We start from the raw sequence: 24,216 nt of genomic DNA on the forward strand, positions 1-24,216 counted from the left end.
GAATGCAGGGCCTAGCGATAACTGGCCCATAACTACCTTTAGGGTAGGAAAATTAGTATTTTATTGTTCTTTTAAAAGGCGGTAGCGAATCGAGTAGGGACTTGCCGTATCGCTTCGTTATTATGCGTCTATCAAGGATCGTGACTTTACCAGAATCTCTCTCCTTACGCAGCAATCGACCCACAGATTGAATAAGCTTTTTACTCGCTTCTGGAACAGTAATCTGCATAAAGGGATTACCGCCGCGTGATTCAATATATTCCGAATGCGCTTGTTCTACTGGTGAGGTTGGAACACCAAAAGGAATCTTGGTAATTACAAGGTTTTCAAGAAGCTCACCCGGCAAATCCAGACCTTCAGAAAAGCTACCAGTTCCAAACAGAACGCTGGTTTTTCCTTGGTCAATTAGCTTTTTATGTTTTTTTAGAATTTCAGCGCGTGAAGTATCACCTTGCACTTGCAACGCCCATGACTTTTTTACGAAATCTGTTGCCAAAGCTTCAGCAACTTTATTCATTTGCCAGTAAGAAGAGAATAGAACGAGATTGGCTTTGTTGTCTTCTATTACCTTAGGCAGAATTTCAATAAGATATTCGGTAAATTGAGGTGCTTGTGGTTCGTATTTCATAGCTGGCACGATTAACTCCGCTTGATTCTGATAATCAAACGGTGACGCTAGGGCAAGAAACTGCACACCATCTTCTTCTTTTTGACTAATACCGGCTTGATGGCAGAAAAAGCTGAAAGAGTTGAGTGCTCTCATCGTTGCAGAAACGAGTACTGCACCAACACAGCGGCTCCAAATTTGCTGGTCAAGTTGCCAGCCAACCTCAAGCGGAGAAACATTGACAACAAAATCGCCCTCACTCTCTTTGTTAAGCTCTAGCCAGCGCGCTAAAGGCGCACCTTTTTCACGTTTTGGTTCAGCCATCAAGCGCCAAACTTGCGCTAAGTTCTCGGCTCTCTGTATATAGAAGCCGATTTCGGCGAGCGCAGGTTCTGCAAGCTTGGCTGAAAGCTCGCCATCTTTAACTCGTTCTGCAATCAGGTCTGCAATTTTAGCGACAGCCTGACTCGCTTTCTGAGAAAGTTGTTTGAGGTCTTTAGATTCGTTCTCTAACCATTCTGGTAAGTCACCATGTTCAAAGCGGTAAAGCCCATCTTCAAAATGAGTGGCATCGAACTGCTTACTGAGCTGCGTTAGAGTTGGTATTAGCTGCTGTACTGAATCCTGCAATTCATTCCTGAATCGGCCCACTCGTTTTTCGTCCGCCAAGCCTGAAAGCTTGGTTATCGATTGGTTTAAACGCTCTAACCATGAAGCGGCACCCTTCAAGCTCGCCGCTGCAGAAGAGTGATCTCTGGCTACGTGTGGTAAATGGTGTGCTTCATCGAAGATATAGATGCTATTTTCCGGCTCTGGCAGTATCACGCCACCACCTAGATCGGCATCAGCCATCACTAAACTGTGGTTAGCAATGATAACGTCTGCTTTATCTAGCTCTGAACGTGCTTTTTGGAAAGGGCAATCTCTGTGAGTTGGCATGCTGTTGTTACAACTATGCTTATCACTGACAATCATTTGCCAAATCATATTATCGATAGGCTTTGGCCATGAATCTCGGTCACCATCCCATTTGCCTTGAGCAAGGCTGCGATACATGGTTTGCAGTTGCTCAATATCTTTCTGTTTTGGCTTAGATTCGAACATTGCCATCTGGCCGCCATCAACTCCGCAAGCGGCCGCTAATTTTTCCGCACAGCAGTAACGCTGTCGACCTTTCGCTAATATAAAAGAGAACTCCCTGTCAGTAAGTCTTCTGTATAAAGGGAGGTCTTTGTTTACAAGCTGTTCTTGTAGAGCAACCGTTGCGGTTGAAATAACAATTTTTCGGTTGTTTAAAACGGCAACAGGGATCGCAGCCATTAAATAAGCCAGTGATTTACCGATTCCGGTTCCCGCTTCAGCAACGATCATACGATTACTTTTGTGGTATTGACCACAAAGTGTCTTGGCAATCTCTGCAACAAGGTAGTTTTGTGCACGCCTAGGTACAAAGTTATCCAACTGTTCTTGGAGGTTTTGATAACTGGTGCGAATAGAATTTTGAATTTTAGTAGTTAGCATACTGTGACCTACGTAACGGAGCGAGGATAGTAGCACATATCACTAGCCGGTACATTTACCGCAAAATAGCTTGCTTTTGAATCAAAGGTAGATCTTGTTCACAAAAAAAAACTGAACCATCAGGAACTTAACGTTTTTATTTATGTTGTGAAACATAAATATCAATAAATGTCATATTGTTAGTGTTAAGTTCTGATTTTTGGTGTCAATTGAGTTTTTTGTGGGTTTAAGTTCTATTTTATTCTTTTGGGGACTATTATATTTTCTGGTAAAACTATGGGTAAGTTGCTCATAAAATAATGAAAAAATATGTAAGTTGTTGGTTTTGATTGTTTTTTGTTTTTTTAGCTTTGCTTTTAGTTTATTTGACACGCAGGATAATCTTTTGCAATCTAGACCTCGGAATTTAGTGACAGTGATTAACCAACAAAGAGTGGTAATGACCAGTCACAATCAATAAAAGGGAACCGGGCAAGGATCTCCCATTCTTAGAAAAGGCAGTGGATTTATTATGAAAAAAACTCTATTAGCGCTAGCTATCGCAGCTACAGCAACTTCTGTTAACGCAGCAGAAATTTACTCTAACGACGATACAAAGGTGAGCCTGAAAGGTGAAGTAGATATCTACCTTCAACAATCTGAAGTAGATGAAACTCTAGCTACATCTGTTAAAAAAGAAGCTGACGTTTCTACTTGGGCTAAAATCCAACTAGACGCTGAGCAAAAACTAAATGACACATTCACAGGCTTTGCTTCTTTCGAAATCGAATCTGATGGTAGCGATGCGAAGTTCGATGACGTTCTAGTGGGTTTCAAAACTGACACTTGGGGTATGGCTTTCGGTGAAACTGGTGACCTAGCAGAATCTGCAGACGCTATTCAAAAAGACGATATCACAAACGAAGGTAAATACATGGGCTCAACTGGTGGTCACCACCGCGAGTCTGCTGGCCACGGTGCTGTCTTTAAAGGTCAATTCGTTGAAGGCTTGACTATTGTAGCTGACGTTAACACTGATTCTACTGAAGACGTTGACAACACATACGGCATCTCTGCTGATTACGCATTCAGCAACTTCTCTATCGGTGCTTCTTACATCACTGGTGATGCTGTTAAAGACGTAGATTACTCTCTTGCTGGTGTTTCTGCTTCTGCTGAATTCGGCGGCCTATACCTAGCTGCAACTTATGCACAGTTCGAAGGTAACAACAAATACGGTTTCTGGAAGATAATAGACGTTTCAGGCGGTGATATTTACGGTAACGGTGAAACAATGGGTCTAGCTGCTGCTTACCAAATCGATGCAGTTCGTCTATACACAACTTACGCCGTAGCTACTACTGATGAGCTAGCAACAGCTGCTAGTACTTCTAAGATCTCTGACCTTGACTCTACTAACCTAGTTGTTGGTGTTGACTACGCATTCCGTGACAACATCCTATTCCTAGCTGAATACCAAACTGCTGATTTCGAGTACGATTCAAAGACTCTAGATGCTGACAGCGTTATCGCTGGTGTTTACTACTCATTCTAATTAGTAGTTAACTATGCTATACAAAGGCCAGCGTTAAGCTGGCTTTTTTACATTTATTGATTAAGGAATCTTACATGAACAAGTGGTATTTGAGTTTTGTCTGCCTACTCTCTGCACCATACGCAACGGCTGCTCTTGACTTGGCTTCTGGTATTTCGCTAAATACTTTGAACGGAGAGGTTGTAGAAAGTGTGCATGACGCGGTATTCACCCCAGGTGAAAACCAACTTGTCTTAGATTACACAGGTTATTTGAGCGATAAAGGTAAACGCGAATTTATCAGTACAGTTCCTTATATCATGGTAGTTACTGTTCCTGAAAATGCAGACGTTGATGTTGATCTCATAAGCCGAAAATATGAGAAAATTGCAAAAAAAGTAGACAGAGAACTTCCTATTTTCAATATCTCTGTAAACGGTGATGATGTAAAAGTCGTGCAAGAAGTATTACCGCCATCTCAAGGCGCGTTGCCTTACAGCGATATTCCTCAGTTGGTTAAAGATTACAACCAAGAAAGAGGTTTAGTTTTTGATTCTGGAAAAATTCGCTCATTGAAAGAAGAACTCGCGGCGGTTCAAACTGGTGCTGTGGTTGGGGCGACTGTTACTGCGGATAGCACGGTTCAAGAGTCTGAAAATACGCTTCAACTTAAGCTTTGGTATTCAAGAGCCAGTGAAGAAGAGCGTAAAGCATTTCAAAAATGGTTGATTGACCAAAAATAAGACCAAAAGTTTTTAGAGCGAGGTGTTCTTATGTAATAGACACCTCGCTTTTTCATTTCTATTTAGTCCTTTGTTAAATCTCTTTCCATTCTCCTGGCTGAAGCTGACCTAAGTTCATGTCACCCATTGAACAGCGAATAAGGCGTAGAGTAGGGAAGCCGATGTTTGCCGTCATTCGTCTTACCTGACGGTTACGTCCTTCGATGATAGTAATCGCTAACCAGGTCGTTGGTATCGCAGCTCTGAATCTTACCGGTGGGTTTCTGTCCCACACCTCTGGCTCTGCCATTAGCTCCACCTTAGCAGGTAGCGTCATACCATCTTTTAGTTCGACGCCTTTTCTCAATTTATCTAAATCTTCCTCAGAAGGTGCGCCTTCAACCTGTACCCAGTAAGTCTTTGGTGATTTTGAGTTTGGTTGAGTTAGCTTGGCTTGAAAGATACCGTCATTGGTTAAAACCATTAACCCTTCACTGTCACGATCAAGTCGTCCGGCAGCATAGACGTCTTTTACTGGAATAAAGTCGGCGAGCGTCTTTCTACCTTCACCATCAGTGAACTGACTTAAAGTATCGAATGGTTTATTGAACAAAATGACTTTGCGATCTTCGAGTGCAATTTTAGGTTTTGTGTTCGCCGTTTTAGGTTTGTATCTGTGCTTACTTGAGTGCGATTTCTTGTGTGAATTGCCAGTGTTATTTCTATCACTGTTCCGGCTTTGTCTATTACCGCTTTGTTTTAATGTTGCACCAGAACGAGCTGGTTTGTCTGAACGAGATGCGCTGCGTGAGCGAGTAGACATGTTAACTACCTTGCAAAAATGTAAACGAAGTGTGCTGAAAAGTTTTCACTGAAACGGAATTGAGCTATCATTTGCGCGCCTAAAAGACACAAAATAGAACAAGTTTATGGACTCTTGAGCCTGATTTGTTTAATTATACCTACTTGTTTTATTATAACTGGCTATTTTATTAAAACAATGCACTCACGGATTTGGTTCATGCTGTCATCAAGATTGCATGAAAAATAAGATAGAGTACGACTTTCGAGTAAGCCGTTTCACTCTTTGAGTGGCTTACTGGTCAATTTATAACATGCTCACTACTTTAATTGAGCTTGTAAGAACTATAGGGAAATTTCATGCCTACTGAAAAACCAACGATCATCTATACCATTACAGACGAAGCTCCGGCACTAGCCACTTACTCTCTGCTGCCAATCATTCAATCTTTTACAGCTTCTTCTGGTATTAACGTTGATACTCGCGACATTTCACTTGCAGGGCGTATTATTGCTAACTTCTCTGACTATTTGAACGAAGAGCAACGTATTGGTGATGCACTAGCAGAACTAGGTGAATTGGCTAAGACACCAGAAGCGAACATCATTAAGCTTCCAAACATCTCTGCATCAGTACCTCAACTACAAGCAACAATCAAAGAGCTACAATCAAAAGGCTACGCACTTCCAAACTACCCAGAAGAAGCAAACACTGACGAAGAGAAAGCAGTTAAAGCGACTTACGATAAGATCAAGGGTAGTGCAGTAAACCCAGTCTTGCGTGAAGGTAACTCAGACCGTCGTGCACCGCTTTCAGTTAAAAACTACGCCAAGAAAAACCCACACTCAATGGGTGCTTGGTCTGCAGACTCTAAGTCGCACGTTGCAAGCATGGAAGATAAAGACTTCTTCGGTAGTGAAAAGTCAGTAACGATTGAAGGTGCTACACAAGTGAGCATCGAATTCGTTGGCAAAGATGGCGCTAAGAAAACATTGAAGCCTGCATTTGCACTGCAAGATAAAGAGATCATCGATGCTTCAGTGATGAACAAAGCTGCTCTAGTCGCATTCTTTGAAAAAGAAATCGCGTCAGCGAAAGAGCAAGGCGTACTGCTTTCTCTACACATGAAAGCAACGATGATGAAAGTCTCTGACCCTGTGATCTTTGGTCACGCGGTTAAGGTTTACTACAAAGACGTTTTCGCTAAGCACGGTCAGCTTTTTGAAGAGCTAGGTGTTGATGTTAATAACGGTATCGGTGATGTATACGCTAAGATCGCGTCATTGCCTCAAGATCAAAAAGCGGCAATTGAAGCTGACTTACAAGCGGTTTACGAAACTCAGCCACCACTAGCGATGGTAGATTCAGACCGTGGTATTACTAACCTGCACGTACCAAGTGACATCATCGTTGATGCATCTATGCCTGCAATGCTGCGTTCTTCTGGCCAAATGTGGGACCCGGAAGGTAAGCAAAAAGATACTAAAGCAATGATCCCAGATCGTAGCTACGCGAGCATCTACCAAGCGGTAATTGATTTCTGTAAAGAGAATGGCGCATTCGACCCAACAACTATGGGTAGCGTTCCAAACGTAGGTTTAATGGCTCAAAAAGCAGAAGAGTACGGTTCTCATGATAAGACATTCATTCTAGAAGCTGCTGGTCAGGTTCAAGTGGTTGATGCTTCAGGTTCTGTACTTCTTGAGCAAGACGTAGAGGAAGGCGACATCTTCCGTATGTGTCAGGTTAAAGATGCACCAATCCAAGATTGGGTTAAGCTTGCTGTGACACGTGCTCGTGCTTCAGCTACTCCAGCGGTATTCTGGCTAGACGAGTCTCGTGCACACGACGCAGAGCTTATTAAGAAAGTGAATGCTTACCTACCTGAGCATGATACCGATGGTCTAGAACTGAAGATTCTTTCTCCATTGGAAGCGACCAAGTTCTCTCTAGTTCGAATTAAAGAAGGTCTAGATACAATTTCGGTTACGGGTAACGTACTGCGTGATTACCTAACTGACCTGTTCCCAATCCTAGAGCTTGGTACATCGGCTAAAATGCTATCAATCGTTCCACTAATGAACGGCGGCGGTCTATTTGAAACAGGTGCTGGTGGCTCTGCTCCTAAGCACGTTCAACAAGTCGAGAAAGAAAACCACCTGCGTTGGGATTCCCTTGGTGAATTCTTGGCACTAGCTGCATCTCTAGAGCACCTAAGTGTGGTTACAGGTAACGCTAAGGCTCAAGTCCTCGCTGATGCGCTTGATAAAGCGACGGGTGAATTCCTAGATAACAACAAGTCACCATCACGTCGAGTAGGTGAGCTTGATAACCGTGGTAGCCACTACTACCTAGCGGCTTATTGGGCAAAAGCACTTGCAGAGCAAACTGCTGATGCAGACCTTGCTGCTGAATTTGCTGCAATGGCAAGCCAGCTAGCTGAAAGCGAAGAAGCAATTGTAGCTGAGCTAAATAACGCACAAGGTGTTGCTGGCGACTTAGGTGGTTACTACCTATTTAATGATGCGCTAGTTTCTGCACTGATGCGTCCAAGTGCTACATTAAACACATTTATCGATGCGTAGAACGCAGCGTTTCTATGTGAGTGTTTTCTAAAGCGCTTACAGACGACATAATAAAAGACGCTTTAACGTAACCGTTAAAGCGTCTTTTTCGTTACTGCCTGTTTCAATTTCAATGTCGACCGTAGTATCAAACTGCCACTATGAAAAAAAATGTATCTCCCAAGATCAAAAAAACAGCTCATTTAATCCTTCGTATAGGTATTAAAGGAGCGGTTTTCATAATCTGTTAACTTTCAATTAGTGCTATTTAGGTGGACACGATATGGCAGTTTTGCCTATTTACTGGAACTGCCTTCTACAGGAACAATGGAGCTAGCGTGCGAGCCTTTAGGTCCAACTTCTACTTCATAGTCGACCTGCTGCCCTGCCTTTAAGGTTCTGTAACCTTCCATCTGTATTGTGGAGTAATGTGCGAAAATATCGCCCTCTTCACCTTCTGGACAAATAAAGCCAAATCCTTTGGCATTGTTAAACCATTTTACTGTACCTGTAGCCATGGTATACATCCTTCATGCATTTTGTTACTAACGTTGTTTACATCAAATAAATGTAAATTCGATTGACATCATTCCCGCCAACTAAAAATGTTAGTTGGCTGCTTGAATCTTAGAAATTGCCTACGGGAACTAACGCTGCCCTGCGTAATTATTCCTTTTTGTTAAATTTTCAAGCGTGTTATGAAAATGTTTTAGAAAAACCTTTTAGCTCCAATGTAGCTAATGATTGAGCGCAGTCAATAGTAAATTGGTATAAAAGTGATCAATTTTACTAGCAAATCACATTCGAGATTACCGATAAACTATTAACTAAATAGTAACTTAACGGCTGTTGCATGGTTAGCGTCAATGGTTATGGCGTCTTTTTAATCAATCACATATGTTAATCCTGTTAATTGAGATCTTTTATTTGCAGCGATGGAAATGGTGGATTAGGCTCAGTATAGAGGAATGTTTTTTTGGTACTGTTTCTCGGTGCAGTTTCTTAGTACACCGTAAAGCGTGAATATGGTAAATTTGAGTGAGGCAAACATTCACGATTCCCGAAAAATAACCCTTAGCAAAGCGATATGAGCAGAAACTTTGAATGGGCATCTCCAGGCTCAGATTTACTGGAGCAAGAAGCAACAAAAGTCAAGCCACCGGCAATGTATTACGTCGTACTGAATAACGACGATTACACGCCCATGGACTTTGTAATCGAGATCCTAGAGCGATTCTTCTCACTAGATATCGAAAAAGCAACGGAAGTGATGCTCAAGGTTCATTATGAAGGTAAAGCTATATGCGGCACATACAGTGCTGAAATAGCGGAAACAAAAGTAGCGCAAGTCACGATGTACTCAAAGGAAAATGAGCATCCGCTATTATGTACAATGGAGCAAGTATAAATTGCTCGAACAACACTGTTGTTCCCTTAGGAGGTACTTATGCTAAATAAAGAATTAGAGTCGAGTTTAAATGGCGCATTTGCTCGTGCGCGAGACAAGCGACATGAATTTATGACTGTCGAACACCTCCTACTAGCATTATTAGAAAATGATGCGGCCAAGGAAGCGCTAAAAGCTTGTCAGGCTGATCTTGATGCTCTTCGCAACGAGCTCGATATTTTTATTGATCAAACGACCCCACTTATTCCAGAAAGTGACGAAGCTCGTGAGACCCAACCTACGTTGAGCTTCCAACGAGTACTTCAACGTGCTGTTTTTCATGTCCAATCTTCGGGTCGCAGTGAAGTAACAGGCGCTAACGTACTTGTCGCTATTTTCAGTGAGCAAGAGTCTCACGCGGCATATCTTCTTAAGAAAAATGATATTAGCCGTTTAGATATTGTTAACTTCATCTCACACGGTATTACTAAAGCCAGTAATGAAGGCGATAGTGCTTCATCATCAGATTCGTTTGGTGGTGCTGAGAATGCCGAAGAAGCAAATTCAGAAGACCGTTTAGAAAACTTTGCGACCAACCTAAATGAGGTTGCTAAACAGGGTAATATTGACCCACTAATCGGTCGTGATAAAGAGCTTGAGCGTACTATCCAAGTCCTGTGTCGTCGCCGTAAAAACAACCCTCTGTTGGTTGGTGAAGCTGGTGTAGGCAAAACGGCGATAGCTGAAGGCCTTGCATGGCGTATCGTCGAAGGACAAGTGCCTGAAATTATTCAGAGCAGCGTAATTTACTCTTTAGATATTGGTTCACTGCTTGCGGGCACTAAGTATCGTGGTGACTTTGAGAAACGTTTTAAAGCAATTCTTAAGCAATTAGAGAAAGAAGAAGACGCGATTCTGTTCATCGATGAAATCCATACCATTATTGGTGCGGGCGCAGCATCGGGCGGTCAGGTAGATGCGGCTAACCTAATCAAGCCACTACTAAGTAGCGGTAAGTTGCGTTGTATCGGTTCAACGACATACCAAGAATACAGCAGTATTTTTGAGAAGGAGCGCGCGCTATCTCGTCGCTTCCAAAAAATCGATATTGTCGAGCCTTCGTTAGATGATACGACTAAGATTCTGATTGGCTTGAAGCCAAAATACGAAGCTCACCACGAAGTACGTTACACCAACAAGGCGTTGCGTGCGGCTGTGGAGTTGTCTGCGAAATACATTAACGAACGTCACCTTCCTGATAAGGCGATCGATGTTATTGATGAAGCGGGTGCTCGTAGCCGTCTAGCTCCAGCAAGTCGTCGTAAGAAAACGGTCAGCGTAGCGGATATTGAGTCAATGGTTGCGAAAATGGCCCGTATTCCAGAAAAGTCTGTCTCTTCTTCTGACAAAGATACGCTGCAGAAGCTAGACGAACGCATGAAAATGTTGGTGTTCGGACAAGACCCAGCTATCGATGTATTGAGCGAAGCGATCAAACTAACGCGTGCAGGACTTGGCGCTGACAATAAACCAGTTGGTTCATTTCTATTTGCAGGCCCTACTGGTGTAGGTAAAACTGAGGTGACGGTTCAACTATCTAAGCTAATGGGTATTGAACTACTTCGCTTTGATATGTCTGAGTACGGTGAGCGTCACTCAGTGAGCCGTTTGATTGGTGCTCCTCCAGGTTATGTTGGATACGATCAAGGTGGTCTGTTAACTGACGCGGTTATTAAGAATCCGCACTCGGTTGTACTGCTTGACGAGATCGAGAAAGCTCACCCAGACATCTTCAATCTACTACTTCAGGTGATGGATAATGGTACGCTGACTGATAATAATGGTCGTAAAGCGGACTTCCGCAATGTGATCCTAGTGATGACTACCAACGCGGGCGTGGCTGAGACTGAGAAGAAATCGATCGGCCTTATCCAACAAGATCACGCACCAGATGCGATGGGAGAAATTAAGAAAGTCTTTACTCCTGAGTTCCGTAACCGTCTTGATAATATCATTTGGTTCAATAGTCTTGCCCCAAGTGTGATTAGTCAAGTTGTCGACAAGTTCATTGTTGAGCTTCAGGTTCAGCTAGATGCTCGTGGCGTATCCCTGGAAGTTTCTGAAGATGCTCGTCACTGGTTAGCAGACAAAGGCTATGACAAAACAATGGGGGCTCGTCCAATGGGGCGTGTGATTCAAGAGAAGCTTAAGAAGCCTCTTGCGAATGAATTGTTGTTCGGTAGCTTAGTTGATGGTGGTACGGTTAAAGTAACACTTAAAAAAGACGAACTGCATTTTGTCTATGTTGGTGCTAAAGAAGAAGTGATGCACTAACGAAGTGGCAAATAGCTCTATAGCGTAGACATAAAACGCATGACTTAGGTTGTGCGTTTTTTTATGCATGCGAGATTTGAGGTTGGTTTTGCTTGTTAGTAAAAATTTCGGGCAATAAGAAACGGAGCATTAAGCTCCGTTTCTTATCGTATTCGATAATTAAAAATTAACGAGCACGGAAGACGATGCGGCCTTTAGAAAGGTCGTATGGAGTCATCTCAACAGTTACTTTATCACCAGTAAGAATACGGATGTAGTTCTTACGCATTTTACCAGAGATGTGTGCTGTCACTACGTGACCGTTTTCAAGCTCAACACGGAACATTGTGTTTGGTAGAGTATCAAGGACAGTGCCTTGCATCTCGATTACGTCTTCTTTAGCCATCTAATCCTCTTTCGAAACTTGGCTGTTTTCAACGGCTTGATTGTGCCGTCAAAATCAAAATATGTAAAGTTGTGGCGTATTCTACCCTTGCCACCGCTGATTTACTAGCCTTTGATGACGTTGAAATCGTACTTTATAGTTCATAGCAGGGCATTCATCGATTTGATAACCCAAATATAGCCACTGTTTGTGTTCTTTCTGAGCATGTTGGATTTGGAACAAAACGCCAAGCGTCCCCATGGATATATCGATATCCGGATTGAAAAAGGTATAAAACGCACTGGTGCAGTGAGACATTACATCGGTCACAGCGATGCCAACGAGATCGGTCTCGTTATAAATATGCATGAACTTAGTGGTTAACCACTCATTTTGAGAAAATTGTAGAAACTCTTCTTTTTTAGGTGGGTACATAGTGCCTGAACGATGGCGAGCGGTGATATAACGGCTATATAAGTCAAACCAGTTATCATCCATTGTATCTTTGAGCTCCCAACGAAAGGTTTTCGCTTTGTTAAGAACTCTTCGCTGACTTTTGGAAAACTTAACATCGGGGATTGAGAGACGAATCGCCTGACATGCAGAACAGTTGTCGCAATGTGGCTTATAAATGGTCGCGCCACTACGACGAAACCCATTCGCAAGCAGAACTTCATAGTGATTTGAGGTGTGCATGTGCTCATCAAGCGTAACAGCAACTCTTTCTTCAAGGTGAGGCAAATAGCTGCAAGCGTGATTGTCTGTCAATCCAATTCTGATTTGTTGTAAATCTGGATTCATTAAGGCATTTCCTTTAGCCATTGGGTTTGAAAGCATGCATCGTCAACGGAAAGTTCTTTGAGTAATTGCAGAGAACCTAGGAATTCATCCCTATCAACCTCGATAGCGCCTAAGGATTCCAAGTGAGGGTTCATGACTTGGCAATCAATCAGTTGTCCGCTGAATTGTGTAAAGTGTTCACAAAAGTACCACAGCGCAATTTTAGAGGCATTGGTCTTTAAGCTAAACATGGATTCACCGCAAAAGACTTGTCCTCTTTGTAAGCCATACAGCCCACCGACTAGCTCGTCACCTTGCCACACTTCCACCGAGTGACAGAAGCCTAACGAAGCGAGCTCTCGGTAGGCAGCCTGCATGTCGCTGTTTAGCCAGGTCTCTTCTTCCGGTCTTAACGATGAGCAATAACCGACGACTCTATCCGTTGCTTTGTTGATGCTGACACGGTAATTGTGTTTTCTTTGAAACTTTTTAAGACTTTTCGATGGTTTGAATGTCTTAGGATTAAATACCGCTCGTGGTGCTGGGCTCCACCAAAGTATAGGCTCACCTGGGCCATACCATGGAAATATACCGTGACTATAAGCATTTAAGATTCGCATTGGCGATAGATCTCCCCCAAAAGCAAGAAGGCCATTTGGCTCATCCAGTGCATCGAAGGGAGATGGAAACTCTATACTAGTAGTATCAAGTTCAGTTAGGTATATAGTCATAAGTACCGCGTAACAGATTAATCACTGACCATGAGGTCATTAGGAGTTCTACCATGAAGAAGTTGCTTTGGATTTTACTTGTTTTGCCCATGTTGGCAAATGCAGCTTATAACCGAAATCAAGCTCGACCGGTGAATGAGGTTGTTTATGGTGAGATTGATACCGTGCGATATATTACTCAGCAAGAGATAGTGGAATCGAAAGCGAGCGGCTGGGAGACCCTATTAGGTGCTGCGATTGGTGGTTTAATTGGTAATCAATTTGGTGGGGGTACAGGTAAAGAAGTAGCAACGGCTGTCGGTGCTGTTGCTGGAGCTGGAATCGCTCGCAACCGAGGTAATAGTCAATATCGAGTGGAGTATAAATTGGTTGAACTGCTGGTTAAAACCAAAGATGACAAGCTCGTCAATATCATCCAAGACGTCGATAGCACGATGTTGTTTAACCGAGGTGACGACGTGAGAATCCTCTATTTTTCAGATGGCGTTCGTGTTGATCTTTTGTACTAGTATTAAAATACGATTGGTTGGCTAATTTATCACCTTTTTGAAGGAGATTAGCTCTGGAGTTCATTGGAAAAGTTCGTTAGTCTGCAAGTACGAAGAATTATTGATCACCCGAAAATAAATACTCGCCAGTGACTTCGGGTGGTACAAGGACTAAAAGATTTAATGGAAAGCCTTACGTTACAACCAATTCAAAAAGTGAGTGGGGAAGTTAACCTACCTGGCTCTAAAAGTGTTTCTAACCGTGCGCTTCTTTTGGCTGCGCTTTCAACCGGAACGACTCGCCTAACTAACTTATTAGACAGTGATGACATTCGCCACATGTTGAATGCTCTGACCCAGTTAGGCGTCGATTATCAGCTATCAGCGGACAAAACCGTATGTGAAGTGACGGGCGTTGGCGGTGCATTTTCAAGCGACAAAGCACTCGAACTTTTCTTAGGTAACGCAGGTACTGCGATGCGTCCGCTTGCGGCTGCGCTTTGTTTAGGTCGTGGTGAATACGTTCTAACTGGTGAGCCGCGCATGAAAGAGCGTCCGATTGGCCACCTAGTGGCGGCTCTACGAGAAGCTGGCGCTGACGTTGAATATTTAGAAAATGAAAACTACCCACCGTTGAAAATCACAGGCACGGGTCTGAAAAGCGGTACGGTTTCGATCGACGGTTCTATTTCTAGCCAATTTTTAACTGCATTTCTGATGGCTGCACCATTGGCTGAAGGTGAAGTGACCATCATGAGTGACGGTGAATTGGTTTCTAAGCCATACATCGATATCACACTACACATTATGAAACAATTTGGTGTGGACGTGATAAACAATGATTACCAAGAGTTTGTCATTCCAGCGGGTCAATCATACAAAGCACCGGGTGATTTCCTTGTTGAGGGCGATGCATCTTCAGCGTCTTACTTCCTGGCAGCTGCTGCGATTAAAGGTGGTGCGATTAAGGTAACGGGTATTGGTAAAAACAGTATCCAAGGTGATATCCAATTTGCTGATGCACTTGAAAAAATGGGTGCTGAAATTGAATGGGGTGATGACTATGTTATCTCTCGTTGCGGTGAGCTGAAGGGCATTGATATGGACTATAACCATATTCCTGATGCAGCAATGACGATTGCAACAACAGCACTCTTTGCAAAAGGCACAACAGCGATTCGTAATGTCTACAACTGGCGCGTGAAAGAGACCGATCGTCTTGCGGCCATGGCAACCGAACTACGTAAAGTGGGTGCTGAGGTAGAAGAGGGCGAAGACTACATCATAGTTAATCCTGTGGCTGAATTGAAACATGCGGCGATTGATACTTACGATGATCACCGGATGGCAATGTGTTTTTCGTTGGTCGCGCTTAGTGATACGCCTGTAACGATTAAGGATCCAGGTTGCACATCAAAGACATTCCCTGACTACTTCGACAAGCTGAAGATGCTGAGCCAATAAGAGTGCTAAGTTGATAAAGCTCAGGAAGTAAAAAAGCTTGCCTAAATGGCAAGCTTTTTAATTACTGCTGAAGCGTAAATTCTTTTGAAAGATGGTGCGCTAAGTATTTAAACATGTTAAATACTGCGGTTGTATTTTCTGTCGGCATCCCATTGCTGTCTAGGAAGTATTCGCCTTTGAAGACGAGCACATCGTCTTTCTCTACTACGCTGTTTGCGCGCATGCCTTCAATGTAGTCATCATGTGATTGGATAATTTGGTTTGCGATAAGCAGTAAATCAAATTCTGCTATTACTTTCTTTGTCATGAGTTTATCTCTGATAACTGAATATAACGTTGAGTTTATGGTGTCGAACTAGAAATTCAATGATTTCACAACCGATTAAGAGAGTCTTTTCGAATATCCACAATTTATTTTGTGATTTATGGCAAAAATAATGGAATGGGGCTCGCGTTCGATTCATGGACAAGCTTAGTATGAGCCCGTTTAGAGTTAATGCCTGATGAATAGGCCCTTGCTAGTATTCTTTTCGAGTACTTTATAGCTTCTTTATATTGTGACCCTTTTATCTGTGAGTCGACGAATTGTCGAGCGATCAGATCCAATTTTGAAAAAAGCGGTTGATCTTCTAGTAATCTCGCACAATAGTAAAAAAAGAAGCAATGAATTTAGAATATCATGCGTAAAAGCCCACAAGTTAAATTGTTGGTGCTAAAGCATCGTGATTAAGGACGTTAGAGTCAATATGGGTAAATCGCTCGTTATAGTGGAGTCGCCGGCCAAGGCTAAAACCATCAATAAATACCTTGGCAAAGACTTTGTCGTTAAGTCGAGTGTAGGTCACGTACGTGACTTACCAACGGCAGGTCAAAGTACTGGTAAAAAGGCTGCTGCAGTTTCAACAAAGGGTATGAGCCCAGAAGAAAAAGCTCGTATCAAGAAAGAAAAAGATCGCAAAGCTCTTATCAAAAAGATGGGTATTAACCCGTATAAAGAGTGGGAAGCAAATTACCAAGTATTACCGGGTAAAGAAAAAGTCGTTGCTGAATTGCAAAAACTGGCTGAGAACGCAGACCATGTTTATCTCGCAACCGATTTGGACCGCGAAGGAGAAGCTATCGCATGGCACCTTCGTGAGATCATCGGTGGCGATGAAAAGCGATACAAGCGAGTGGTGTTTAACGAAATCACCAAGAACGCAATTCAACAAGCTTTTGAAACTCCTGGTGAGCTGAATATCGATGGCGTAAATGCACAGCAAGCACGACGTTTTATGGACCGTGTTGTTGGTTTTATGGTGTCCCCTCTGCTTTGGAAGAAAGTAGCACGAGGCCTATCCGCTGGCCGTGTTCAATCAGTGGCTGTAAAGCTTCTTGTTGAGCGTGAGCGCGAGATCAACGCCTTTATTCCGGAAGAGTTCTGGGATGTGCATGCTGATACCAAAACAGCAGAAAAAACAGACTTTAGACTTCAAGTTGCACAAAAAGACGGTGTTGCGTTTAAACCTGAAAATGAAGCGCAAACGCAAGCTGCATTGAGCGTTCTTGAAAAAGCACAATACGAAGTATGTAAACGCGAAGACCGCCCAACGAAGAGTAAGCCGTCTGCACCGTACATTACTTCAACGCTTCAACAGGCTGCGAGTACCCGTCTTGGTTATGGCGTAAAGAAAACCATGATGTTGGCGCAGCGCCTATATGAAGCGGGCTACATTACTTATATGCGTACTGACTCTACTAACTTGAGTTCAGAAGCGGTAGAAGCAGCTCGTGAATACATCGGTTCTGAGTTTGGTGCAGAGTACCTGCCACCTAAAGCGCTAGTATACGGCAGTAAAGAGGGCGCTCAAGAGGCTCACGAAGCGATTCGCCCCTCAAGCGTTGATGTTAAGTCAGAAGACTTAAATGGCGTAGACGCAGACGCACACAAGCTTTACTCGCTGATCTGGAATCAATTCGTAGCGTGTCAAATGACCCCTGCGCAGTACGACTCAACAACAGTAAGCGTGAAAGCGGAAGAGTACACACTAAAAGCGAAAGGTCGTATCCTTAAATTCGACGGCTGGACTCGTGTTCAACGTCCTATGGGTAAAAACGAAGATACGATCTTACCAGCAGTACAAATTGGCGATAAGCTGGATCTCATTGCATTGGATCCTAAGCAACACTTTACTAAGCCACCGGCTCGTTTCACTGAAGCGGCGCTTGTTAAAGAGCTTGAGAAACGTGGCATCGGTCGTCCTTCAACATACGCGTCGATCATCTCTACTATTCAAGATCGTGGTTACGTGAAAGTTGAACAGCGTCGCTTTTACGCTGAGAAGATGGGTGAGATTGTTACCGACCGTTTAGACGGCAGCTTCAATGACCTAATGAACTACGACTTTACTGCTCGTATGGAACAGAAGTTAGACCAAATCGCTGAAGGCGAAGCAAGCTGGAAAGGCGTGCTAGATAACTTCTTCAAAGATTTTACTGGTGATTTGGAAAAAGCGGATCTTGACGAAGATGCAGGCGGCATGAAGCCAAACCACATCGTAGAAACTGATATCGAGTGTCCAACTTGTGGCCGTAATATGGGTATTCGCACTGCCTCGACAGGCGTATTTTTGGGGTGTTCTGGTTATGCACTTGCACCAAAAGAGCGTTGTAAGACAACGATTAACCTTGGTGATGAAGAAGGTATTATCAACGTTCTTGAAGAAGATGTTGAAACCGCAGCACTTCGTGCTAAAAAGCGTTGCCCAATTTGTGAAACGGCAATGGATGCTTATCTGATTGATGATAAGCGCAAGATGCACGTATGTGGTAATAACCCGAACTGTGAAGGTTACGTGGTTGAACACGGCGAATTCAAAGTGAAAGGCTACGATGGCCCACTTGTTGAGTGTGACAAGTGTGGTTCTGACATGGTTCTGAAGAATGGTCGTTTCGGTAAGTACATGGATTGTACGAGTGAAGATTGTAAGAACACTCGTAAGATTCTGAAAAACGGCGAAGTTGCGCCACCTAAAGAAGATCCAGTACATTTTCCTGAACTTCCATGTGAAAATTCAGATGCGTACTTTGTGCTTCGTGATGGTGCTTCTGGCCTGTTTATGGCAGCAAGTAACTTCCCTAAATCACGTGAAACGCGTGCACCGTTAGTGGAAGAGCTGGTTCGTTTTAAAGACCGCATCTCACCTAAATTCCAATACCTGACGACAGCACCTGTAGCTGATCCAGACGGTAAGCCGACAGTGGTTCGCTTTAGTCGTAAGACAAAAGAGAACTATGTTCGTACTGAAGTGGATGGAAAGCCATCCGGTTGGACCGCTTTGTACATTGACGGTAAATGGGAAGTAACGGACAAGCGTAAAAAGCCTAAAGAGAAGTAACTGAACGTTATTGATATAAAAAGCAGCCAATTGGTTGCTTTTTTTTCGACTCAAATATGATTATTTATGCAACATGTTGAGATTCAATCTCGCGTTTAGGTATTTATTAATTTCACATCGCAAAATAAATCTATGTATTAATCACAGCATCTTATGTAACTGTAACGAATGTGTAACTTAATTAGAATATTGTAACTCACAGATCAGCATTTAGTTGTATACCCGATGTGTGTCGAGTGTTAATGTAATGTTTCGCTTAGACGGTGTAATGTGAGCTGCTTTAAGTCTTAGGAAAGCAATCAGCTTACTTAGCACAGAATGGCGTATTAAAAATTGAAATCGGCAGGAAAGTCGATAACGTATATAAAACCAAGTGCAAAGAATAGTGCACACATAACAACGTTTGGCTTAGGATACTGTTACTGTATGTGAATGGATATTCGCTAAGTACCGAAAACATTGTTAGTGCTCATCCCCCAGAGGAAGATCCTCTACGAGCACTGACATCGACAAGCTATAAATATATGGAGAATAAAATGGCTGGTGTATTGGGAATGATTCTTGCTGGTGGTGAAGGCTCTCGCTTAAGACCTTTAACTGAATCTCGCAGCAAACCCTCGGTTCCTTTCGGTGGTAGTTACCGCCTAATTGATTTCGCTTTGAATAATTTCGTAAACGCGGATCTAATGAAGATCTATGTGTTAACGCAGTTCAAGTCACAATCACTGTTCCATCATATGAAAAAAGGCTGGAATATCAGTGGTATAACAGATCGTTTTATCGACCCAATCCCTGCGCAAATGCGTACAGGCAAGCGTTGGTATGAAGGAACTGCAGATGCGATTTATCAAAACCTTCGTTTCATGCAGCTAGAAGAGCCGGATCAAGTTTGTATCTTTGGTTCAGACCATATTTACAAAATGGATATCAAGCAGATGCTAGATTTCCACAAAGAAAAGAAAGCTGCACTAACGGTATCAGCATTGCGTATGCCTCTTGCTGAAGCCTCTGAGTTTGGTGTTATTGAAGTGGATGCAGAAGGTCGCATGATTGGTTTTGAAGAGAAGCCCGCAAACCCTAAAGCAATTCCGGGAGATCCTGAATCAGCGCTAGTTTCTATGGGTAACTACGTATTTGAAGCAAACGAGCTTTTTGCAGAGCTGGTTGAAGATGCAGATATAGAAGACTCAACTCACGACTTCGGAAAAGATATCATTCCGAACATGTTCCCACGTGGTGATGTGTTTGTTTATGACTTCAGCACCAACCGCATTACTGGCGAGAAAGAAGAAGTTTACTGGCGTGATGTAGGTACGATTGACGCGTACTGGCAAGCGCACATGGATCTTCTTGAGAAAGATGCGCCATTCTCACTATACAACCGCAAGTGGCCACTGCACACTTACTACCCACCATTACCACCTGCGACGTTTACAGACTCGGCTAATGGTCGTGTTCAAATCATCGATAGCTTAGTGTGTAATGGTAGTTATGTTCGTGGTTCTCGTATCGAGAAGTGTGTACTTGGCTTCCGTAGCAACATCGCATCAGCATGTGATATCAGTGAGAGTATCTTATTGGGCGACGTAAAAGTGGGAGAGGGCTGTGTACTTCGTCGTGTTATCGTCGATAAAGATGCAGACATCGCACCGGGTACACAGATTGGTGTAAACCTGAAAGAAGACAAAAAGCATTACCACGTCTCTGACGATGGTGTAGTAGTAATCCCTAAAGGAGCACGAGTTGGTTACTAAGACTCTCTCGGTACTTTTTGTAGCGTCTGAAGTTGAAGGCTTGATTAAAAGCGGTGGCTTGGCTGATGTAGCCAAGGCACTGCCTAAAGCGTTACAAACACTCGAACAGGACGTTCGAGTGACCATCCCCGCTTACCGCAATATCCCAAATATTGATTCTGCAGAAGTTGTTCTATTGACAGAGCTCGATCATTGGCCGCACACGGCTTATCAAGTTAAGAAGTTAAGCGTTGAAGGCGTACAAGTATTTGGTATTGAATGTGCTAAATACTTCGACCGTCCAGAAATGTACGCTGAAAATAATCAGGCGTACGCTGATAATGGCGAACGCTTTTCGTTTTTCAGTGCAGCATGTTTGGATATGCTTCCTAAGCTTGGTTTCCAACCAGATATTATTCATACAAACGATTGGCATACAGGTTTTGTCCCTTTCTTGCTTAAATCTCGTTACCAACAGCATGACTTCTTTGAGAACACGCGCAGTGTAATTTCAATCCACAACGCGGTGTTCAAAGGCGTATTCTCATATGACGAGCTGCAATGTCTTCCTGAAATGCACAGTCGTAATGTTCCGGAAGCCGCGGTCAGTGATACGCACGTGACTATGCTTAAAGCTGGTGTCTTATGCGCAGATAAAGTGAACGCAGTTAGCCCAACGTATGCGGAAGAGTTAAAAACAGAGCTTGGTAGTCATGGTATGGCGGCTGAGTTTCAACTTAGAGCTTCAGACTTAGTCGGAATCCTAAATGGTTGTGACTACGGTGCTTGGAATCCAGAAACGGACGCCTTCATTCCTCGCAAATACAAAGCGACCAAACATAGTATGGCGCGTGGAAAGTCAGCGTGTAAGCAGAAACTGCAACAAGACGTCGGCTTGCCGGTTATCGATTGTGCTGTGTATGGGATGGTTTGTCGTTTAACGAACCAAAAAGGCGTTCACTACTTGTTGCCTATCATTGAGCAATTCTTGAAGAACGATCTTCAGATTGTGATTGTAGGTACGGGTGACCCTGTTTTAGCGAGCCAGCTTAAAGAGCTATCAGCGCTGCATTCAGAAAAATTCTCTTTTGTAGAGGCATACAACAATGAGTTAGCGCATCTAGTTGAAGCGGGTTCTGACTTTTTCTTGATGCCTTCTGAGTTTGAACCTTGTGGTTTAAACCAGATCTACAGTATGGCTTATGGCACCTTACCTATCGTTCGCTCTGTCGGTGGTCTAAAAGACAGTGTTAATGATTATGACGAGGATCCAAAGGCTGCAACCGGCTTTGCTTTTGAAGAGCCGACTCCGCAGGCTTTGTTGGCCGTCCTACATCGTTCGTTGTTGCTTTACGCACAAAACCCATCTGAAATTAAGCGTGTTCAGCTTTATGCAATGCAGAAAGATTTTAGTTGGGAAGATGCTGCAAAAGAGTATTTAGCAATGTATCACTCTGCTATGAAGTAGCAGTTTAACTAGATACCCAAATAAGCAAAGTAGATAAAATGAAATCACACAAGGCGCTCTGAGAATAGGGCGCCTTTTGTTTTCTGGTCCGAGCACATCGAGTATATTAAGACAAAGCTTGCAAACTCATTGTAGTTCGGTAGAAAAGGTAGTTAAGGTATTCACGAGGCTAATTATAGGTTTGACACTATTATCACCGAATCTTCTCGATTGCGTGATATCCTTAGTCATCGCCTTGTGATGAGGCATAGCTCCATATTAATAATTAAAGCGATAGGTATGTCTGAGAGTTTACTATTTCATAAAACATTTACTCACCCTACGAGCGATGAGTGGGTGGTATTTGTGCATGGCGCTGGAGGTAGCTCCTCAATCTGGTTCAAGCAGATCAAGGCGTATAAACAACATTTCAATTTACTTCTCATTGATCTGAGAGGGCACGGTAAATCAGACAATATCCTTAAAGATCTGATGTCGAATCGTTACACGTTTAAAGCGGTTACTCTCGATATCCTTAAAGTGCTCGATCATCTAAAAATTCGTTCAGCGCATTTCGTTGGTATGTCCTTAGGGACTATCATCGTCCGTAATATTGCAGAGCTAGCCACAGGGCGTGTTCGTTCAATGGTATTAGGTGGTGCGGTTACTAAACTTAATACTCGCTCTCAGGTATTAGTTAAACTTGGAAACCTAAGCAAACACATCATTCCTTACATGTGGCTTTATAGCCTTTTTGCTTACATCGTAATGCCACAAAAAAGCCAAAAAGAGTCCCGTCACCTGTTTATCCGTGAAGCTAAAAAACTGTGTCAAAAAGAGTTTAAGCGTTGGTTTATATTAACTGCTGATGTGAACCCTCTAATGAAGTACTTCAAAGACCGCGAATTGCCAATTCCAACCCTCTACTTGATGGGAGAGCGTGATTACATGTTCATCAAGCCCGTTAAAGAGATGGTTGAGGCGCATGAGTCGAGTGAACTGGTCGAAATTGCTAACTGTGGTCATGTGTGTAATGTTGAAAATCCTGAAGAATTCAATCAACAATCTATCGCTTTTATTCAAAAGCAAATTCAGTGATTATTAGGGCATTATCAGAACAGTTACTTGAATAGAATGAAATAGAAACGGGAAGCCACTTTTAGCTTCCCGTTTTTTGGGGAGGAGGTAAGTGGTGAAGTGACCGATACTCTATTTAAAGCTGTTATTTTTGAGAGGCGGCGCCGCACTGCCAACATGACCCAAATTGCGCTTCGTTCACTTCGTGACATTCACCGCAGCGCCACTCTTCATAGATGATAGAATCATGCTGTTTCTGATAGTCGTTGACAATAGCACGAGCTTTACTGGCCAATTCTGGCTCATATAACCATATGTAAGGGTCAGTTTCTTCAGTAAATGGAATTTCCCCTTTTAAACCAAATAAACCTTCACCACGGACTTCACACGCGATATTTTCACTTTCTAGCAATCCGCAGATGATGTGAGCTTCTGTCGGATTCGATGCACTGAAGATTTTCATTAAAATTGAACCTTATTCGGCTATCTGTGTTATTTAGCTATTATAAATTATTCAGCGACAGGCGCTGAACGAAACTTACTCATCAACCATTTGGCGATAATTGGGAATACGCCCAGTAATGCAAATGACAATAGTACAGAAGGTGAAACGATGCCCGAAAGCGAATCAATTTCTGCGAGTTGAGTACCAGCATTTAAGAATACAGCAGTACCCGGCAGCATGCCGATTTGACTTGTTACGTAGTAGCGAGTCACAGACATTGGCGTCAAGCCCATTAGAAGGTTGATAACGAAAAACGGGAATACAGGGATAAGGCGCAAAGAGAACAAGTAAAATGCACCGTCTTTTTCTACACCTTTATTAATCGTAGACAGTTTGTCGCCAAACTTAGTTTGTATCCAGTCACGTAGCAGGTAGCGGCTACTTAAAAAGGCAAGAGTTGCGCCGATCGCACTGGCGAAAGAAACCAAAAGTAAGCTGTTCCAAAATCCAAATAGAGCAGCGCCAAGTAGTGTCACAACCGCAGCCCCTGGAATAGAGAAGGCGGTGATCAATACATACGCGATGAAGTAAGTCGCCGCAGCTACAATAAAGTTACTTTCTATATAGTCGTTTAACAAGGCTTGTTGAGCTTTGGCGTTTTCCAGCGTGAGGTATTGACCAAAGTTGATGCCTAATAAAACAATCGTCACGACTAGCACAATACCCAATATCATTTTCTTACTCATTGATACTTCCTCAAATTTTCAATGTATACCATTAGTATAGATAGACAGGCGAAGCATAGATTAACTTTCATAAGATATAAAAAAGCCGCAGAAATGCGGCTTAGTTGTATAAAA

Annotated in this window: 20 protein-coding genes; 11 read left to right on the forward strand and 9 right to left on the reverse strand. The window is 42.9% G+C overall.

Annotated features, from left to right (window positions below; translation table 11 throughout):
* Window positions 1-52: 52 nt before the first annotated feature.
* On the reverse strand, window positions 53-2,128 hold the full coding sequence (dinG, locus tag L1D11_RS01040; RefSeq protein WP_239834595.1) for an ATP-dependent DNA helicase DinG: 2,076 nt from the start codon (window positions 2,126-2,128) through the stop codon (window positions 53-55).
* A 511-nt stretch (window positions 2,129-2,639) separates the two neighbouring features.
* Here dinG and L1D11_RS01045 point away from each other — a divergent pair.
* Complete coding sequence (locus L1D11_RS01045; protein WP_239831376.1) at window positions 2,640-3,662, forward strand: porin; 1,023 nt, start codon at window positions 2,640-2,642, stop codon at window positions 3,660-3,662.
* A gap of 74 nt (window positions 3,663-3,736) precedes the next feature.
* On the forward strand, window positions 3,737-4,384 hold the full coding sequence (locus L1D11_RS01050; protein WP_239831377.1) for a DUF2057 family protein: 648 nt from the start codon (window positions 3,737-3,739) through the stop codon (window positions 4,382-4,384).
* Window positions 4,385-4,457: 73 nt separating this feature from the next.
* Here the strand turns inward: L1D11_RS01050 and L1D11_RS01055 are convergent, their stop codons facing one another.
* Window positions 4,458-5,186, reverse strand: a complete 729-nt coding sequence (locus L1D11_RS01055; protein ID WP_239831378.1) for a pseudouridine synthase — start codon at window positions 5,184-5,186, stop codon at window positions 4,458-4,460.
* A gap of 338 nt (window positions 5,187-5,524) precedes the next feature.
* Between L1D11_RS01055 and L1D11_RS01060 the strand changes: the two genes are divergently transcribed.
* The gene (locus L1D11_RS01060) at window positions 5,525-7,750 is read left to right on the forward strand and encodes an NADP-dependent isocitrate dehydrogenase (RefSeq protein WP_239831379.1); all 2,226 of its coding nucleotides are present in this window, start codon (window positions 5,525-5,527) and stop codon (window positions 7,748-7,750) included.
* A 275-nt stretch (window positions 7,751-8,025) separates the two neighbouring features.
* Here the strand turns inward: L1D11_RS01060 and cspD are convergent, their stop codons facing one another.
* On the reverse strand, window positions 8,026-8,247 hold the full coding sequence (cspD, locus tag L1D11_RS01065) for a cold shock domain-containing protein CspD (protein WP_239831380.1): 222 nt from the start codon (window positions 8,245-8,247) through the stop codon (window positions 8,026-8,028).
* A gap of 569 nt (window positions 8,248-8,816) precedes the next feature.
* Here cspD and clpS point away from each other — a divergent pair.
* The gene (gene clpS, locus L1D11_RS01070) at window positions 8,817-9,137 is read left to right on the forward strand and encodes an ATP-dependent Clp protease adapter ClpS (RefSeq protein ID WP_239861975.1); all 321 of its coding nucleotides are present in this window, start codon (window positions 8,817-8,819) and stop codon (window positions 9,135-9,137) included.
* A 39-nt stretch (window positions 9,138-9,176) separates the two neighbouring features.
* Window positions 9,177-11,450, forward strand: a complete 2,274-nt coding sequence (gene clpA / locus L1D11_RS01075) for an ATP-dependent Clp protease ATP-binding subunit ClpA (RefSeq protein ID WP_239831382.1) — start codon at window positions 9,177-9,179, stop codon at window positions 11,448-11,450.
* A gap of 166 nt (window positions 11,451-11,616) precedes the next feature.
* Here the strand turns inward: clpA and infA are convergent, their stop codons facing one another.
* The 3 genes from infA to aat all read right to left on the reverse strand — a co-directional run bounded on the left by infA (window position 11,617) and on the right by aat (window position 13,325).
* Window positions 11,617-11,835 carry a translation initiation factor IF-1 gene (infA, locus tag L1D11_RS01080; protein WP_001040192.1) on the reverse strand — a complete coding sequence of 73 codons (219 nt, stop codon included), beginning with the start codon at window positions 11,833-11,835 and terminating at the stop codon, window positions 11,617-11,619.
* An 81-nt stretch (window positions 11,836-11,916) separates the two neighbouring features.
* Window positions 11,917-12,615 (reverse strand): arginyltransferase, encoded by a 699-nt coding sequence (locus L1D11_RS01085; protein ID WP_239831383.1) that lies wholly within the window; start codon window positions 12,613-12,615, stop codon window positions 11,917-11,919.
* Window positions 12,615-13,325 carry a leucyl/phenylalanyl-tRNA--protein transferase gene (aat, locus tag L1D11_RS01090; protein ID WP_239831384.1) on the reverse strand — a complete coding sequence of 237 codons (711 nt, stop codon included), beginning with the start codon at window positions 13,323-13,325 and terminating at the stop codon, window positions 12,615-12,617. The genes L1D11_RS01085 and aat overlap by 1 nt, the downstream gene beginning before the upstream one ends.
* A gap of 53 nt (window positions 13,326-13,378) precedes the next feature.
* Here aat and L1D11_RS01095 point away from each other — a divergent pair, with 53 nt between their 5' ends.
* Together L1D11_RS01095 and aroA are read left to right on the forward strand one after the other, a co-directional pair.
* The gene (locus tag L1D11_RS01095) at window positions 13,379-13,834 is read left to right on the forward strand and encodes a glycine zipper 2TM domain-containing protein (RefSeq protein WP_239831385.1); all 456 of its coding nucleotides are present in this window, start codon (window positions 13,379-13,381) and stop codon (window positions 13,832-13,834) included.
* Between the two features lie 162 nt (window positions 13,835-13,996).
* Window positions 13,997-15,277, forward strand: coding sequence for a 3-phosphoshikimate 1-carboxyvinyltransferase (gene aroA / locus L1D11_RS01100; protein ID WP_239831386.1), 1,281 nt, complete (start codon window positions 13,997-13,999; stop codon window positions 15,275-15,277).
* A 61-nt stretch (window positions 15,278-15,338) separates the two neighbouring features.
* Here aroA and L1D11_RS01105 read toward each other — a convergent pair whose 3' ends face one another.
* Window positions 15,339-15,584 (reverse strand): YciN family protein, encoded by a 246-nt coding sequence (locus L1D11_RS01105; protein WP_004737436.1) that lies wholly within the window; start codon window positions 15,582-15,584, stop codon window positions 15,339-15,341.
* Window positions 15,585-16,023: 439 nt separating this feature from the next.
* Here L1D11_RS01105 and topA point away from each other — a divergent pair, with 439 nt between their 5' ends.
* The 4 genes from topA to L1D11_RS01125 all read left to right on the forward strand — a co-directional run bounded on the left by topA (window position 16,024) and on the right by L1D11_RS01125 (window position 22,932).
* Window positions 16,024-18,654 (forward strand): type I DNA topoisomerase, encoded by a 2,631-nt coding sequence (gene topA, locus L1D11_RS01110; RefSeq protein ID WP_239831387.1) that lies wholly within the window; start codon window positions 16,024-16,026, stop codon window positions 18,652-18,654.
* 524 nt (window positions 18,655-19,178) lie between these two features.
* A complete protein-coding gene (gene glgC / locus L1D11_RS01115) occupies window positions 19,179-20,408 on the forward strand; it encodes a glucose-1-phosphate adenylyltransferase (RefSeq protein ID WP_275665839.1) in 1,230 nt (409 codons plus the stop codon).
* Window positions 20,398-21,855 (forward strand): glycogen synthase GlgA, encoded by a 1,458-nt coding sequence (gene glgA / locus L1D11_RS01120; RefSeq protein WP_239831389.1) that lies wholly within the window; start codon window positions 20,398-20,400, stop codon window positions 21,853-21,855. Before glgC ends, glgA begins: the two co-directional genes overlap by 11 nt.
* A gap of 279 nt (window positions 21,856-22,134) precedes the next feature.
* Window positions 22,135-22,932 (forward strand): alpha/beta hydrolase, encoded by a 798-nt coding sequence (locus L1D11_RS01125; protein ID WP_239831390.1) that lies wholly within the window; start codon window positions 22,135-22,137, stop codon window positions 22,930-22,932.
* A 124-nt stretch (window positions 22,933-23,056) separates the two neighbouring features.
* On the opposite strand, the gene L1D11_RS01130 is transcribed toward L1D11_RS01125, so the two are convergent.
* The gene (locus tag L1D11_RS01130) at window positions 23,057-23,374 is read right to left on the reverse strand and encodes a DUF2007 domain-containing protein (protein WP_239831391.1); all 318 of its coding nucleotides are present in this window, start codon (window positions 23,372-23,374) and stop codon (window positions 23,057-23,059) included.
* A 47-nt stretch (window positions 23,375-23,421) separates the two neighbouring features.
* Window positions 23,422-24,102 carry a TVP38/TMEM64 family protein gene (locus L1D11_RS01135; protein WP_239831392.1) on the reverse strand — a complete coding sequence of 227 codons (681 nt, stop codon included), beginning with the start codon at window positions 24,100-24,102 and terminating at the stop codon, window positions 23,422-23,424.
* Between the last annotated feature and the right edge of the window lie 114 nt (window positions 24,103-24,216).

It is taken from the genome of Vibrio sp. Isolate32 (genome assembly GCF_022397955.1).
Classification (GTDB): domain Bacteria; phylum Pseudomonadota; class Gammaproteobacteria; order Enterobacterales; family Vibrionaceae; genus Vibrio.